Raw genomic sequence first — 15,011 nt, 5'->3', positions numbered from 1 at the left:
GTTCCCATCATGTTCGAGGGCTACAGCCTGGCCGAGCTCGGGTCGATCTTTGCCATGCAGGGATTCGCGGGGCTCATTCTCTTTTCCGTTTTCGTGCTGATGGCGCTGGGCCTCGCCATCATCTTCGGGCAGATGGGCGTCATCAACATGGCGCACGGGGAGTTCATGATCCTCGGCGCCTACGTGACCTATCTCTGCTCCAACTTCATCTCCAGCACCGTGCCGGCGCTGTTCCCGGCCTATTTCTTCATCGCCATGATCCTGGCCTTCTTCGCCAGCGGGGCGCTGGGGATGCTGGTGGAGTGGGGGATGATCCGCTTCCTCTACCGCCGACCGCTCGACACGCTGCTGGCGACCTGGGGGCTGAGCCTGATCCTTCAGCAGGTCTTCCGCTCGGTCTTCGGCGCGCGCGAGGTCGGCGTGGTCCTGCCGGACTGGCTGATGGGCTCGGTCGCCGTCACCGACACCATCGAGGTTCCGATCAACGGCCTGTTCGTCATGGCCCTGACCATGGCCATCACCGTCGTCATCTACGCCGTGATGTTCCGCTCGCGCTGGGGCCAGGGCGTGCGGGCGGTGATGCAGAACCGCACTATGGCCGGCGCCGTCGGCATCAACACCGAGAAGGTCGACCGCTACACCTTCGGGCTCGGCTGCGGCATCGCCGGGGTGGCGGGCAGCGCCTTCACCATGGTCGGCTCGACCGGCCCGACCTCGGGCCAGCTCTACATCGTCGACACCTTCCTGGTGGTGGTGTTCGGCGGCGCCCAGAGCCTGATCGGCACCATCGCGTCGGCCTTCACCATCAGCCAGGCTCAGTCGACGATGGAGTTCTTCCTCAGCGGCTCGACCGCCAAGGTGCTGACGCTGCTGACCGTCGTCGTGATCCTGATGCTGCGCCCGCAGGGCCTGTTCGTCCTCAAAGTCCGCCGCTGAGGAGTCCTTCACCATGACGCGCAACCCTCAAAACGGCCTTCTCGGGCGCATCGACGGCGACGTCGCCGGCATCCTGCTGCTGGCCGCCCTGCTGGTGATCGTCCTGCCGCTGGGGCTCGACATCTTCCGGCTGAACATGGTCGGCAAGTACCTGACCTACGCCTTTGTGGCGCTTGGCCTCGTGCTGTGCTGGGGCAGCGCCGGCATCCTGTCGCTGGGGCAGGGCATCTTCTTCGGCATCGGCGGCTACTGCATGGCGATGTTCCTGAAGCTGGAGGCCTCCAGCCCCGAGGCGACCAAGATCCAGTCCACTCCCGGCATCCCCGATTTCATGGACTGGAACCAGCTGACGGCGCTGCCCTGGTTCTGGGAGCCGTTCCACAGCCTGACCTTCTCCATCGTCGCGGTGGTGGCGGTTCCGGCACTGCTCGCCTTCATCGTCGGGCTGGCGATGTTCAAGCGGCGGGTTGGCGGCGTCTATTTCGCCATCATCACCCAGGCCTTCGCCGCCATCCTGACCATCCTGATCGTCGGCCAGCAGGGCTACACCGGCGGCATCAACGGCATCACCGACCTGCGCACGCTGAAGGGCTGGGACATCCGCACCGACGAGGCGAAGCTGGTGCTCTACTTCGTCAACGCGGCGCTGCTGATCGGCTGCATCCTGCTCTGCCTCACCGTCCGCCGCTCCAAGCTCGGGCGCATCCTGGTGGCGCTGCGCGACAAGGAGGACCGGGTCCGCTTCTCCGGCTACGACGTCGCCAACTTCAAGATCTTCGTCTTCTGCTTCGCCGCGGCGCTGTCGGCGGTGGGCGGCGCGATGTTCACGCTGCAGGTCGGCTTCATGTCGCCGTCCTTCGTCGGCATCGTGCCGTCGATCGAGATGGTCATCTACTGCGCGGTCGGCGGCCGGCTGTCGCTGCTGGGCGCGGTCTACGGCACGCTGCTGGTCAACTGGGCCAAGACGATGCTGTCGGAGAGCTTCCCGGAGCTGTGGCTGTTCGCCATGGGCGCCCTGTTCATCGGCGTGGTGATGGTGTTCCCCAACGGGCTGGCCGGGCTCTACCAGCAGTACATCGCTCCGCGGCTGCGCCGCCCCACCGTCGGACGGACGACGATCCCCGCTGCCGCGGCGCCGATCATCCCGCCCCACACCGCCGCCGACTGAGGAGGGACGGAGCATGGCCAACAACACCGATTATCTGCTGGCGGTCGAAGGGCTGACCGTGTCGTTCGACGGGTTCAAGGCGGTCAACGACCTGTCCTTCTACGTCGACAGCAACGAGATCCACGTCATCATCGGCCCCAACGGCGCCGGCAAGACCACGGTGCTCGACCTCATCTGCGGGCGGACCAAGGCGTCCGGCGGCTCCATCAAGTTCCGCAACAAGGAATTGACCGCGATGAAGGAGCACCAGATCGTCACGGCCGGCGTCGGGCGCAAGTTCCAGAACCCGTCGATCTACGACGACCTGACGGTGTTCGAGAATCTGGAAATCTCCTACCCCCGCGGCCGCAGCGTGTTCGGCGCGCTCGCCTTCAAACGGGACGCCGCGGTGCGCGAGCGGGTGGCCGAGATCGCCGAGATGATCTTCCTCTCCGACCATCTCGACCAGCGCGCCGAGTATCTCAGCCATGGGCAGAAGCAATGGCTGGAGATCGGCATGCTGCTGATCCAGGACCCCGAGCTGCTGATGCTCGACGAGCCGGTCGCCGGCATGAGCGTGAACGAGCGCAAGAAGACCGCCGAGCTGCTGAACCGCATCATCCAGAACCGCTCGGTGCTGGTGATCGAGCACGACATGAAGTTCGTCGAGGACATCGCACACCGCGTCACGGTGCTGCACCAGGGAAAGATCTTGTCGGAAGGCAGCATGGAGCGGGTGAAGAACGATCCCAAGGTCGTCGAAGTCTATCTGGGCCATTGAGTTTATCCAGGCCATTCAGCGGGGGATCAAGAGATGCTGTCCGTCAATCAACTCCGCGTGTCCTACGGCGAGAGCGAGGTCCTGCATGGGCTGGACTTCACCGTGGCGCCCAACGAGATCGTCGCCATCATGGGCCGCAACGGCATGGGCAAGACGACGCTGATGAAGTCGCTGATGGGGATCGTCCCGACGCGCTCCGGGGCCATCCGCATCGGCGGCGACGAGATCACCGGCCTGAAGAGCTACGAGCGGGTGGCGAAGGGCGTCGCCTATGTCCCGCAGGGCCGCATGATCTTCCCGACCATGACGGTGCAGGAGAACATCGAGACGGGGCTCAGCGTCCATGGCGGGCGCAGCGTGCCGGGCGACCTCTACGAGCTGTTCCCGGTGCTGCTGGAGATGAAGGGCCGGCGCGGCGGCAACCTGTCGGGCGGGCAGCAGCAGCAGTTGGCCATCGCCCGCGCGCTCGCCACCAAGCCGAAGGTGCTGCTGCTGGACGAGCCGACGGAGGGCATCCAGCCGTCGATCATCCGCGAGATGGCCCGCACCCTGCGCCGCATCCGCGACGAGAAGGGCCTCAGCATCATCGTGTCGGAGCAGGTGCTGAGCTTCGCGCTCGACATCGCCGACCGCGTGCTGGTGATCGAGAACGGCGAGATCGTCCATGAGGACAGTCGCGATCAGGTCGACGAGGCGAAGGTCGCGCGGCTGCTGTCGGTTTAGGGCGCGGCCGGGGATTGCCCCCTCCCTAAGCGGGGATTGCCCCCTCCCTAACCCTCCCCCGCTTCGCAGGGGAGGGGACTTGGTTCTCCCTCCCCTGCGTGAGCGGGGGAGGGTCGGGGTGGGGGCACCCACTGCCCGCACCCCACCTCCCACCACAGAAGGATGCGCCATGACATCCGCCAAGTCCGCGTCCACCGCCTGCGCCGTGGTCGCCCTGCTGACCGCCGTGGCGACGCCGCTGGCCGGGTCGCCCATTGTGCCGACCGCCGGCCTCGTCCTCTCGGCCGCGCTGGCCGCCGCAGCCGCGGCGCTGGCCCACCGCCAGGGCGCCGGACTGCGGCGGCTCGGCGAGCGGGCCGCCGCGCTGGCCGGCGATGCGGCGGGCGGCGGCAACGATCCGCAACGCGACCTCGCCGCCGCCCTCGACCGCATCGCCGCCGCCGCCGAGGCCCGCGCCGCCCACGAGGCGCAGCGCGACGCCGAGCGCAAGGCGACGGAGGAGCGCGCGGCCCGGCTGGAGGCGCTGACCCGCGACTTCGAAGGCAAGGTCGGCCGGCTGGTGCAAACCGTCTCCTCGGCGGCCGGCGAGATGACCGACACCGCCACCGCGATGAGCGGCACCGCCGAGCGCAGCAACCGGCTGTCCGCGGCGATGTCGGAGTCCTCGGCCCAGGCGTCGATGAACGTGCAGACCGTGGCGACGGCGACCGAGGAGCTGTCGGCCTCGATCCAGGAGATCGGCCGGCAGGTCGCCTCGTCGGCGGCCATCGCCGGCAAGGCGGTGGCCGACACCCGCCGCACCGACGCCGTGGTGCAGAGCCTCGCCGACAGCGCCGCGCGCATCGGGCAGGTGATCGGGCTGATCCAGGGCATCGCCGGGCAGACCAACCTGCTGGCGCTGAACGCGACCATCGAGGCGGCGCGGGCGGGGGAGGCCGGCAAAGGCTTTGCCGTCGTCGCCAGCGAGGTCAAGACGCTGGCCAACCAGACCGCCAAGGCGACCGAGGACATCGCCACCCAGGTCGGCGCCATCCAGTCGGCGACGGCGGAGGCGGTGGAGGCCATCCGCGCCATTGCCGGCACCATCGCCGAGATCAACGAGATCGCCTCGGCCATCGCCGCCGCCGTCGAGCAGCAGGGGGCCGCCACCCGCGAGATCGCCCGCAACGTGCAGGCGGCGGCGCGCGGCACCGAGAGCGTGGCCTCCAACATCGTCGGCGTCTCGGACGCCGCGTCCGACACCGGCATGGCGGCCGGGCAGGTGCTCGGCGCCGCCTCGCAGGTCGCCGGCCACGCCGACGAGCTGAGCCGCGAGGTCAACAACTTCCTGGCGGAGGTCAGCCTGCAATCGGCGCTGCGCCGCCGCGCCTCGGTCGCTGGGCGCATGATGGCGGCGGGCACGGTGCGGCGCGTCCAGGGCTTGGCGCCGGGCGCCCCGGCGACCGCGGCGGTGAACAAGAGCGGCATCGCCGTCACCGACGAGGCGGTGAAGGTCGGCATCCTCCATTCTGCCACCGGCACCATGGCGCTGAGCGAGGGCGGGTCGATCCAGGCGGAGATGCTGGCGATCCAGCAGATCAACGAGGCCGGCGGCGTGCTGGGCCGCCGCATCGAGATCGTGCAGGAGGACGGCTCCAGCGACTGGCCGACCTTCGCCAACCGCGCCGACAAGCTGCTGGGGCAGGACAAGGTGGCGGCGATCTTCGGCTGCTGGACCTCGGCCTCGCGCAAGGAGGTGCTGCCGGTCCTGGAGAAGCGCGACGGCCTGCTCTACTACCCGACCTTCTACGAGGGGCTGGAGCAGTCCCGCCACGTCATCTACACCGGGCAGGAGGCGACCCAGCAGATCCTCGCCGGGCTGGACTGGGTGATGCGCGAGAAGGGGGCGAAGAGCTTCTTCCTTGTCGGGTCGGACTACATCTGGCCGCGCGCGTCGAACGCCATCGCGCGGCGCCACATCGAGGCCAAGGGCTGCCGCGTCGTCGGCGAGGACTACGCCGAACTCGGCGACACCCGTTTCGAGAGCATCGTCGCGCGGATCAGGGCGGCCAAGCCCGACGTCGTCTACGCCATCGTCGTCGGCGGCTCGAACGTCGCCTTCTACAAGCAGCTCAAGGCCGCCGGGATCGAGCTGGACCGCCAGATCCTGATGACCAACAGCGTCACCGAGGACGAGATGATGGGCATCGGCGGCGACTACATCGCCGGCGCCTTCACCTGCGCCAAATACTTCCAGAGCCTGGAACTGCCGGCCAACCGTGCCTTCGTCGCCGCCTTCAAGGCGATGTGGGGGGCGGACAGCGTCATCGGCGACGTCACCCACAACGCCTATCTCGGCCCCTGGCTGTGGAAGCTGGCGGTCGAGAAGGCCGGCAGCTTCGACGTGGCGCGGGTCGTCGCCGCCTCGCCCGGCATCGAGTTCGCCGCGGCGCCGGCCGGCGCCTTGCGCATCCACGAGAACCATCACCTGTGGACCCGGACCCGCATCGGCCGCGCCCGGCGCGACGGCCAGTTCGACGTGGTCTTCGAGACCCGGGACCTGATCGAGCCCAACCCCTTCCCGGACGGCTTCCGGGAATTGGCGGCCTGAGGCCCCCACCACTCCTTCGCCACCCATCAGTCCACCAATAAGGAAGAGCAAACCATGGCTGACACCCTGATCAAGGCCGACCTGTCGCAGTCTCCCTACGAGAACGATATGATCCACAACCGCTGGCATCCGGACATCCCGATGGCGGTGACGGTGAAGCCGGGCGACGACTTCATCCTGGAATGCTACGACTGGACCGGCGGCCAGATCAAAAACGACGACGATGCCGCCGACGTGCGCGACGTCGACCTCAGCCAGGTGCATTTCCTGTCCGGTCCGGTCGGGGTCGAGGGGGCGGAGCCGGGCGACCTGCTGGTCGTCGACCTGCTGGACATCGGAGCCTTCCCGCAGCAGCAGTGGGGCTTCAACGGCTTCTTCTCCAAGCAGAACGGCGGCGGCTTCCTGACCGAGCATTTCCCGCTGGCCCAGAAGTCGATCTGGGACTTCGAGGGCATGTTCACCAAGTCGCGCCACATCCCCGGCGTGCGCTTCGCCGGGCTGATCCATCCCGGCCTGATCGGCTGCCTGCCGTCGCACGACCTGCTGGCCAAGTGGAACAAGCGCGAGCAGGCGCTGATCGACACCAACCCGACCCGCGTCCCCGGCCTCGCCAACCCGCCCCACGCGCCGACCGCGCACATGGGCCGGCTGAAGGGCGAGGCCCGCGACAAGGCGGCGGCGGAGGGCGCCCGCACCGTGCCGCCGCGCGAGCATGGCGGGAACTGCGACATCAAGGACCTGTCGCGCGGCTCGCGCATCTACTTCCCGGTCTATGTGAAGGGCGCCGGCCTGTCGATGGGCGACCTGCATTTCAGCCAGGGCGACGGCGAGATCACCTTCTGCGGCGCCATCGAGATGGCCGGCTGGGCGCATCTCAAGGTCAACCTGATCAAGGACGGCATGGCGAAGTACGGGATCAAGAACCCGATCTTCAAGCCGAGCCCGATCGTCCCGACCTACAACGACTACCTGATCTTCGAGGGCATCTCGGTCGACGAGGCGGGCGAGCAGCACTACCTGGACGTCCATGTCGCCTACCGGCAGGCGTGCCTCAACGCCATCGAGTATCTGAAGAAGTTCGGCTACTCCGGCGCCCAGGCCTACTCGATCCTCGGCACCGCACCGGTGCAGGGCCACATCAGCGGCGTGGTCGACGTGCCGAACGCCTGCGCCACCCTGTTCCTGCCGACGCAGATCTTCGACTTCGACATCACCCCGAACGCCGACGGGCCGACGAAGTTCATCAAGGGCGACGTCGACATGCCGATCGCTCAAGACCGCGTGTAACGGGAGAGGGGAGGCCGCGCCATGCCGATGTACGATTACGAGTGCCCGAGCTGCGGTGATTTCACGGGAATGCGGCCGATGGCGGAAAGCGGCCTGCCGCAGCCCTGTCCCGATTGCGGAACACCGTCGCAACGGGTGATCCGCATGGCGCCGGCCTTCTCCGGGCTGTCGGCCACCGTCCGGACGGCGCACGCCACCAACGAGCGCAGCGCCGACCGGCCCAAGCTGCTGTCGGAGGTCGGGCCGACGCACAAGCACGGGCCGGGCTGCGGTTGCGGCGGTGGCGGCGGCAAGAAGGGACGCTCAGTGCTCCGCACCCCCGACGGGGCGAAGGGCTTCCCGACGGCAAGACCGTGGATGATCAGTCACTGACGCGTTGAAAACGATCGACACCGAACGGCCCGCCTCCCCCCGAGGCGGGCCGTTTGCTTTTCGTCCCTGCGAAATCCGACAAGGGTCCCGGCGCCGATCGTCCGCTTCCCCAACATCGCTGTTGACCTAAGCTGTATTATCAATCATACAGGTTCCTGTCTTATGGAGAGACAGACGCCGGTTTCCAGTGAGAGGGAGGCGGGGCACAGTGAAGTCGTCGGTCGAACCGCTGAAGGCGCGCAGGATCTATCTGCTGCTGCGCGACCGCATCGTCGCCGGCGACCTGCCGCCGGGCGGGCGCCTGCCGGGCGAACCGGCGTTGGCCGCCGAGCACGCGGTGTCGCGGGTGACCGTGCGCCGGGCGCTCGACCTGCTGGAGAAGGAAGGGCTGGTGCAGCGCAAGCCCGGCTCCGGAACCTTCGTCCATGACAGCCGCGCGGTCCGCCCCATCGTCGCCGACCTGTCCAACGTGCTGTCGCATCTGATCGACATGGGGCGCAGCACCGACGTGAAGCTGCTCTCCTTCGGTTACGTCGCGCCGCCGGAGGCCATCGCCGAAAGCCTGGGCCTGAAGCCGGGCGAGCGGGTCCAGCGGTCGGTGCGCGTGCGCCTGATCGACGGAGAGCCCTTCTCCTACCTGACCACCCATGTGCCGGAATGGCTCGGCCTGACCTATTCGGAGGCGGAGCTGGCGGCGCGTCCGCTGCTGGAGCTGATCGAGCGGTCGGGCGTGAAGACCGAGCGGGCGACCCAGGCGATCAACGCCACGCTCGCCGGGCCGGAGCCGGCGGCGGCGCTCGATCTGGAGATCGGCTCGCCGCTGCTGACGCTGACCCGCATCGTGCACGACCCGTCCGGCCGCGGGGTGGAGCATCTGCACGCGCTGTACCGGCCCGACCGCTACAGCTTCCACATGGATCTGGTGCGCATCGGCGACGACGGGGAGCGGCGTTGGAGCCCGGCCCTGGGCCGGCCGCGCGGATCCGACACGGCCAAGACCGACAAGAACAAAGCGGGCGAAAAGCCCACCCGCGGCTCGCGGGCCATCAAGCAGAGGAGTTGAGCGTTATGGGACGTTCGGTTCAGGACTCCGCACTCTCCGGCATTTCCCGCCGCACGGTGCTCAAGGCGGGCGCCGCGGCGGCCGCCTTCGCGACGGTGGGCGCCCCGTCGATTCTGCGGGCGCAGACCCCGGCCGTGAAGATCGGCATCCTCCAGCCGGTGACCGGCGCGCTCGCCCATGACGGCGACCTCGGCCGGCTCGGCGCCGAGATGGCGATCAACGAGATCAACGCGGCGGGCGGCATCAAAGCGTTGGGCGGGGCCAAGATCGAGATGGTCTTCGGCGACGCCCGCTCCACGCCGGAGGCCGGCACCCAGGAGGTCGAACGCATGCAGGCCGAGGGCGTGTGTGCCATCGTCGGCGGCTTCGCCAGCCCGATCTGCCTCGCCGCCTCGCAGGCGGCGGCGCGCTACGATCTGCCCTATCTCGTCGATGTCGGCGTGTCGGACCAGATCATGGCGCGCGGCCTGACCAACACCTTCCGCTTCAGCCCCGGTTTCGGCAAGGTCACGCAGGTCGCGCTCGACAACCTGACCAAGATCAACGAGTTGGCCGGCAAGCCGGCGAAGACCGTCGTGCTGGTGCATGAGGACGGCCTGTTCGGCTCCGGTCTCGCCAAGCTGCTGCAGGCCGAGTTGCCCAAGCGCGGTTTCGAAATCCTGGAGACCATCGCCCACCCGACCCCGGCGCGAGACATGTCCAACGTGGCGCTGCGCATCCGCTCGCTGAACCCGGACCTCGTCATCCCGTCCAACTATTACGGAGAGTTCGTCCTGCTCGCCCGCACCATGCAGCAGCAGCGCATCAAGCCGAAGGGTGTCTATGCGGTTCTCGGCGGGGCGGCGTCGAATGGGCGCTTCGTCAAGGAATTCCCGCAGGCCGCCCAGAACGTCATCGACTGCAATCACTGGCATGATCCGAAGAATCCGCAGGCCCTGGCGCTGCGCAAGGCGGTGGAGGCGCAGGGCAAGTCCTTCGCCTACAACGTCCCGCTGAACTATTCGAACGTTCTGCTGTTGGCCGACGCCATCGAGCGCGCCGGCTCCGCCGACCGCAAGACGATCATCGAGGCGCTGAACAGCTCGACATTCGCCGGCCACATCATGCCCTACGGCGCGACGAAGTTCGTGAACGGCCAGAACGAGGGCGCCACCCCGATCAACACGCAGATCCAGGGCGAGGACATCAAGGTGATCTTCCCCGAAACCTTCGCGGAATCGAAGGCCAACTACCCGGCGGCGTAATCCGTCCCGTCGCCTTCGCACCTCCCGCATTTCCCCATCCGTCCCGTGGCGCCGCGCAACGGCCGCCCGGACGGGTGGGGGGATCATTTCCCTCATGCGCGGGCTGCCATGTATTCACCTCAGATCATCCTGGAAGCGGCGCTGAACGGGCTGATGACCGGCGCGGTCTACGCGCTGATCGCCCTCGGCCTGACGCTGATCTACGGCGTGCTCCACATCATCAACTTCGCCCATGGCGCGCTGCTGACCTGCGCCATGTTTGCGGTCTGGGTCGCCTGGGCCTGGCTCGGCCTCGACCCCTATCTGGTGATTGTGCCGCTGGTGCCGTTGATGTTCGTGCTGGGCTACGGGCTGCAGCGCTTCGTCATCGGGCCGGCCAGCCACGGCGACGACGGCAATATCCTGCTGGTCACGCTCGGCCTGTCGATCGTGCTGGAGAATGTGCTGCTGGCCGTCTTCCAGTCGGATACCCGCACGCTCGACACCGATTATTCCTTCCAGGTGGTCGCGCTGGGGCCGCTGCTGCTCTCCTACCCGCGGGTGATCGGGCTGGGGGTCGCGGTGGTGGTGACCGGGCTGCTCTGGCTCGTGCTGAACCGCACCGACACCGGCAAGGCGATCCGCGCCGTTGCCAAGGAGAAGCTGGGCGCCAATCTGGTCGGCATCGACGTGCCGCATGTCTACGCCATCACCTTCGGGCTGGGCTGCGCCTGCCTCGCCGTGGCGGCCGGCCTGCTGATGCCGACCTTCTACGTCAACCCGCGCATCGGCAGCGCCTTCGTGCTGGTCGCCTTCACGGTGGTGGTGCTGGGTGGCATGGGCTCGCTTCCCGGCGCGCTGCTCGGCGGCCTGTTCATCGGTGTGGTGGAGAGCCTGTGCGGCCTCTTCCTGGGCGACAGCCTGGGGCAGATCGGCATCTTCCTGATCTTCATCGCCGTGCTGCTGGTGCGGCCGACCGGCCTGTTCGGAGCCAAGGCATGACCGCGCGCGACCTGATCCCGATCGCCGTCCTGGCCGTTCTCGCCGCGCTGCTGCCGCTGGTGGTGACGTCCAGCCCGGTGATGAACTTCCTCGTCTTCACGCTGATCGTGGCGCTGGGGGCGCAGGGCTGGAACATCCTGGGCGGCTTCGGCGGCCAGTTCAGCTTCGGCCACGCCGCCTTCTTCGGCACCGGCGCCTATGTGACGGCGATCCTGCAACTGCACTACGGCGTCAACGCCTGGGCCGGGCTGCTGCTGGCGATGGCGGCGGGGGCGGCGGTCGCCTGGGTGATCGGCTTCCTCAGCTTCCGCTCCGGCCTGCGCGGCTCCTACTTCGCGTTGGTGACGCTGGCCTTCGCCGAGGTGTTCCGCATCCTCGCCAACGCGGCCTCCTTCACCGGCGGCGCCGCCGGCCTGCTGATCAAGCTGGACGTCCACCCCGCCAACCTGCAGTTCGCCGACCGCGCCGTCTTCTATTGGCTGGTCCTCGCCTTCGTCACCGGGGTGCTGCTGCTGACGCGCTGGATCCAGCGCTCGCGCTTCGGGGCGCAGCTCGTCGCGGTGCGCGAGAACGAGGACGCCGCCAAGGCGCTGGGCGTCGACTCCCTGAAGGTGAAGCTGCGCGCCATGGCCCTGTCGGGCGCGGTGACGGCGCTGTCCGGCTGCCTCTACGCCCAGTATTTCCTCTACATCGACGCCCACATCGCCTACGGCAGCTGGATCTCGGTGGAGCTTCTGCTCGCCCCGATCATCGGCGGCGTCGGCACGGTCTTCGGGCCGGTGGTGGGGGCGCTGACCCTGCATGGGCTGGGCGAACTCGCCAAGCAATTCGCCGGCCGCATCCCCGGCATCGATCTGATCGTCTTCGGCAGCGTTCTGGTGCTGGCCGTCGCCTTCGCCCGCGGCGGCATCCTGGGCCTGCTGGAGCGTCTGCGCGACCGCGGCCGCGGGTTGGTGACGCGCGGCGCCAAGGAGGTGTCCCATGCTGGCCGTTGAGTCCGTCTCCAAGCGCTTCGGCGGCCTGATGGCGGTGGACAACGCATCGATTGCGCTGGAGCCCGGCGGCATCATCGGCTTGATCGGGCCGAACGGCGCCGGCAAGACGACGCTGTTCTCGATGATCTCCGGCTTCGTTGCACCCAGCGACGGGCGGATCCTGTTCGAGGGCGCCGACATCACCGGCGAGGAGCCGCACCGCCGCGCCGAGCGCGGCATCGGCCGCACCTTCCAGATCGTCCAGCCCTTCGCCGGGCTGACGGTGTGCGAGAACATCGCGGTCGGCTCCTATCTGCGCCACGCCAAGCGCGCCGACGCCATCGGCAAGGCGCGCGAGGTGGCCCGCCGCGTCGGGCTGGCGGCCGAGCTGGACCGGCCGGCCGGCGGCCTGACGGTGGCCGGGCGCAAGCGGCTGGAGCTGGCCCGTGCGCTCGCCACCGAGCCGAAGCTGCTGCTGCTGGACGAGGTGCTGGCCGGCCTGAACCCGTCGGAGATTCGCGACATCATCCCGGTGATCCGGGGCATCCGCGACGAAGGGGTGACGATCCTGATGATCGAACACGTCATGCAGGCGGTGATGAACCTGTGCGAGCGCGTCTATGTGCTGGCGCAGGGCCGCATGATCGCCGAGGGCAAGCCCGCCGTCGTCTGCGCCGATCCCCGCGTGATCGAGGCCTATCTCGGCCACGGCGCCGCCGCCCGTCTGGCGGCGGAGGGGGCGGCCCATGGCTGACGCACTTCTGAGCATCCAGGGGCTGAAGACCGGCTACGGCGCCACCGAGGTGCTGCGCGGCATCGACATGGCCGTGCTGGATCGCGAGATCGTCACGGTCCTCGGCTCCAACGGCGTCGGCAAGACGACGCTGAACAAGGTGCTGTCGGGCGTGCTGCCGCCCTGGGCCGGCGAGATCCGCTTCGCCGGCAACCGCATCGACGGCCGCTCCGCCGCGCGCATCGTGGAGGAGGGGCTGATCCAGGTGCCGGAAGGCCGCAAGATCTTCCCCAACCTGTCGATCCGCGAGAATCTGGAGCTGGGCAGCTACCGGCGCGGCAAGCCGAACCGGGCGCGGAACCTGGAGCGCATCTTCACCACCTTCCCCCGCCTGAAGGAGCGCGAGGGCCAGCTGGCCGGCACGCTGTCGGGCGGCGAGCAGCAGATGCTCGCCATCGGGCGCGGCATGATGGCCGAACCGCTGCTGCTGATCCTCGACGAACCGTCGCTCGGCCTATCGCCGCTGGTGGTCGAGGAGATGTTCGGGCTGATCCGCCAACTGAACGCGGGCGGGCTGGCGATCCTGCTGGTCGAGCAGAACGTCGTGCAGTCGCTGGAGGTCGCCCGCCGGGCCTACATCCTCGAAAACGGCGTCTTCGCGCTGTCGGGACCGTCCGACGAGATCGCGCGCGACCCCGAATTGAAACGCACCTATCTCGGCCTCTAGGGGCCGTCCGCTCGGGAGCGGTGACATGACAAGCCTGTCCTTTGACGTGAAGCCGGCGAGCGTGCTGCTCGCCGCCGCCCGCCCGTCCTGGCTCGACCGTTGGGGCACCTTCGCCGCCGGCCTGACCTTTGCCGACCTGCCGGCCCCGGTGGTGGAGCGGGCGAAGCTGGTGCTGCTGGACTGCGTCGGCGTGATCGCCGCCGGCATGCAGGAGCCGGAATGCCAAGCGCTGGCGGGCCGCATGGCTGAGACCGGCGGTTCCGGCGACTGCGCGGCCATCGGCAGCGGCCGGGGCTTCGCCGCCGGGTCCGCCGCCTTGCTCAACGGGCTGGCCGGAACCATGCTGGAGCTGGACGAGGGCAACCAGTACGCCCGCGGCCATCCGGCGATCCACGTCGTGCCGGCCCTCCTCGCCGCCGGGCCGCGCCTGAAATCCTCCGGCGCCGACCTGGTGACCGCGCTGGCGCTCGGCTACGAGATCGGATCGCGCATCGGCATCGCCGCCAAGCTGCTGGTCACCACCCATCCGCACGGCACCTGGGGCACAGCGGGGGCGGCGCTGGCCGTCGCCCACCTGAACCGGGCCGACGCGGCGATGATGATCGAGACGCTCAACATCGCCTCGACCCTCGGCCTCGCCACCAGCCGGCGGACGATGCTGGAGGGCGGCACGGTGCGCAACGCCTACGCCGGGGTGTCGAACCAGCTCGGCCTGACCGCCTGGGATCTGGCGGCGAGCGGCATCATCGGCGAGACCGATGGCATCGGCAGCGTGTTCGGCGGCGTCATCGCCAGCGACTTCCGGCCGGAGCTGATGGTCGAGGAGCTGGGCGAGCGCTGGGAGATCGCCCGCAACTACTTCAAGCGCCACGCCGCCTGCCGCTACACCCATGGCGCGCTCGACGCGCTGGGCGACATCGTGGCGCGGGCCGGCGGGCGGATCGCCCCGGCGGAGGTCGCGGCCATCGAGGTCGACACCTACGTCTGGGCCGCCCAGCTCGACGGGGCGGAACCGAAGAACATGCTCGCCGCGAAGTTCTCGCTGCCCTTCGCCCTGGCGACCTTCCTCGCCAACGGCGCCGCCACCCCCGACGCCTTCCGCGATGGCGCCCGCCGGGACGTGACGACCCGCGAGCTTGCCCGCCGGGTGACCGTGCGCGAGGACCGCGGCCTGACCGCCCGCCTTCCCGGCCTGCGCCCGGCCCGTGTCCGTCTGACGCTGGCCGACGGCCGCCGCTTCGAGGCGGAGGTGCTGACCAACAGGGGCGACACCGAGGACCCCTACAGCCCGGACGAGGTGCGCGGGAAGTTCGCCGACCTGGCCGGTCCGGTCTGGGGTGCTGCCCACGCCGCCGCCATTGCCGACTGCGTCGCGTCGATCGACCGCGCGGCCGACCTTTCAACCCTGACCCGGCTTCTGTCGGCGCCCGCCGCCGCCGGGGGGAGCGTCTGA

General features: G+C 68.9%; 14 protein-coding genes. All 14 read left to right on the top strand.

Annotation, left to right across the window (positions count from 1 at the left end; translation table 11 throughout):
• Positions 1-9 precede the first annotated feature (9 nt).
• The 14 genes from urtB (at position 10) to ACWPN7_RS05900 (ending at position 15,011) form a co-directional block, all read left to right on the top strand.
• Complete coding sequence (urtB, locus tag ACWPN7_RS05965) at positions 10-936, top strand: urea ABC transporter permease subunit UrtB (RefSeq protein WP_149651471.1); 927 nt, start codon at positions 10-12, stop codon at positions 934-936.
• A gap of 13 nt (positions 937-949) precedes the next feature.
• Positions 950-2,104: an urea ABC transporter permease subunit UrtC gene (gene urtC / locus ACWPN7_RS05960; RefSeq protein ID WP_459198209.1), complete on the top strand. Its 1,155-nt coding sequence runs from the start codon at positions 950-952 to the stop codon at positions 2,102-2,104.
• Positions 2,105-2,117: 13 nt separating this feature from the next.
• The gene (gene urtD / locus ACWPN7_RS05955; RefSeq protein ID WP_137141180.1) at positions 2,118-2,864 is read left to right on the top strand and encodes an urea ABC transporter ATP-binding protein UrtD; all 747 of its coding nucleotides are present in this window, start codon (positions 2,118-2,120) and stop codon (positions 2,862-2,864) included.
• Positions 2,865-2,897: 33 nt separating this feature from the next.
• Positions 2,898-3,587 carry an urea ABC transporter ATP-binding subunit UrtE gene (urtE, locus tag ACWPN7_RS05950; protein WP_040133978.1) on the top strand — a complete coding sequence of 230 codons (690 nt, stop codon included), beginning with the start codon at positions 2,898-2,900 and terminating at the stop codon, positions 3,585-3,587.
• A 169-nt stretch (positions 3,588-3,756) separates the two neighbouring features.
• The gene (urtA, locus tag ACWPN7_RS05945; RefSeq protein WP_492273158.1) at positions 3,757-6,177 is read left to right on the top strand and encodes an urea ABC transporter substrate-binding protein; all 2,421 of its coding nucleotides are present in this window, start codon (positions 3,757-3,759) and stop codon (positions 6,175-6,177) included.
• A 54-nt stretch (positions 6,178-6,231) separates the two neighbouring features.
• Positions 6,232-7,464: a formamidase gene (gene fmdA, locus ACWPN7_RS05940; protein ID WP_040133979.1), complete on the top strand. Its 1,233-nt coding sequence runs from the start codon at positions 6,232-6,234 to the stop codon at positions 7,462-7,464.
• 21 nt (positions 7,465-7,485) lie between these two features.
• Positions 7,486-7,836, top strand: coding sequence for an FmdB family zinc ribbon protein (locus ACWPN7_RS05935; protein ID WP_040133980.1), 351 nt, complete (start codon positions 7,486-7,488; stop codon positions 7,834-7,836).
• Positions 7,837-8,044: 208 nt separating this feature from the next.
• Complete coding sequence (locus ACWPN7_RS05930; RefSeq protein WP_040133981.1) at positions 8,045-8,899, top strand: GntR family transcriptional regulator; 855 nt, start codon at positions 8,045-8,047, stop codon at positions 8,897-8,899.
• A 5-nt stretch (positions 8,900-8,904) separates the two neighbouring features.
• Complete coding sequence (locus ACWPN7_RS05925; RefSeq protein ID WP_051658178.1) at positions 8,905-10,143, top strand: ABC transporter substrate-binding protein; 1,239 nt, start codon at positions 8,905-8,907, stop codon at positions 10,141-10,143.
• 108 nt (positions 10,144-10,251) lie between these two features.
• Positions 10,252-11,124 carry a branched-chain amino acid ABC transporter permease gene (locus ACWPN7_RS05920; RefSeq protein WP_014197324.1) on the top strand — a complete coding sequence of 291 codons (873 nt, stop codon included), beginning with the start codon at positions 10,252-10,254 and terminating at the stop codon, positions 11,122-11,124.
• Positions 11,121-12,119: a branched-chain amino acid ABC transporter permease gene (locus ACWPN7_RS05915; RefSeq protein WP_459198116.1), complete on the top strand. Its 999-nt coding sequence runs from the start codon at positions 11,121-11,123 to the stop codon at positions 12,117-12,119. The genes ACWPN7_RS05920 and ACWPN7_RS05915 overlap by 4 nt, the downstream gene beginning before the upstream one ends.
• Positions 12,106-12,852, top strand: coding sequence for an ABC transporter ATP-binding protein (locus ACWPN7_RS05910; RefSeq protein WP_456523278.1), 747 nt, complete (start codon positions 12,106-12,108; stop codon positions 12,850-12,852). The genes ACWPN7_RS05915 and ACWPN7_RS05910 overlap by 14 nt, the downstream gene beginning before the upstream one ends.
• A complete protein-coding gene (locus ACWPN7_RS05905) occupies positions 12,845-13,558 on the top strand; it encodes an ABC transporter ATP-binding protein (protein WP_456523277.1) in 714 nt (237 codons plus the stop codon). The genes ACWPN7_RS05910 and ACWPN7_RS05905 overlap by 8 nt, the downstream gene beginning before the upstream one ends.
• Before the next feature lie 25 nt (positions 13,559-13,583).
• A complete protein-coding gene (locus ACWPN7_RS05900; RefSeq protein ID WP_456523276.1) occupies positions 13,584-15,011 on the top strand; it encodes an MmgE/PrpD family protein in 1,428 nt (475 codons plus the stop codon).

This window comes from Azospirillum sp. UENF 312511, assembly GCF_058780635.1.
Note: the sequence above shows the minus strand (reverse complement) of the source record. Positions and strands in the feature narration are given on the sequence as shown.

Coding starts and splice junctions, on each gene's coding strand:
- urtB (WP_149651471.1), top strand. CDS start 10: ATGTTCGAGGGCTACAGCCTGGCCGAGCTCGGGTCGATCTTTGCCATG.
- urtC (WP_459198209.1), top strand. CDS start 950: ATGACGCGCAACCCTCAAAACGGCCTTCTCGGGCGCATCGACGGCGAC.
- urtD (WP_137141180.1), top strand. CDS start 2,118: ATGGCCAACAACACCGATTATCTGCTGGCGGTCGAAGGGCTGACCGTG.
- urtE (WP_040133978.1), top strand. CDS start 2,898: ATGCTGTCCGTCAATCAACTCCGCGTGTCCTACGGCGAGAGCGAGGTC.
- urtA (WP_492273158.1), top strand. CDS start 3,757: ATGACATCCGCCAAGTCCGCGTCCACCGCCTGCGCCGTGGTCGCCCTG.
- fmdA (WP_040133979.1), top strand. CDS start 6,232: ATGGCTGACACCCTGATCAAGGCCGACCTGTCGCAGTCTCCCTACGAG.
- ACWPN7_RS05935 (WP_040133980.1), top strand. CDS start 7,486: ATGCCGATGTACGATTACGAGTGCCCGAGCTGCGGTGATTTCACGGGA.
- ACWPN7_RS05925 (WP_051658178.1), top strand. CDS start 8,905: ATGGGACGTTCGGTTCAGGACTCCGCACTCTCCGGCATTTCCCGCCGC.
- ACWPN7_RS05920 (WP_014197324.1), top strand. CDS start 10,252: ATGTATTCACCTCAGATCATCCTGGAAGCGGCGCTGAACGGGCTGATG.
- ACWPN7_RS05915 (WP_459198116.1), top strand. CDS start 11,121: ATGACCGCGCGCGACCTGATCCCGATCGCCGTCCTGGCCGTTCTCGCC.
- ACWPN7_RS05910 (WP_456523278.1), top strand. CDS start 12,106: ATGCTGGCCGTTGAGTCCGTCTCCAAGCGCTTCGGCGGCCTGATGGCG.
- ACWPN7_RS05905 (WP_456523277.1), top strand. CDS start 12,845: ATGGCTGACGCACTTCTGAGCATCCAGGGGCTGAAGACCGGCTACGGC.
- ACWPN7_RS05900 (WP_456523276.1), top strand. CDS start 13,584: ATGACAAGCCTGTCCTTTGACGTGAAGCCGGCGAGCGTGCTGCTCGCC.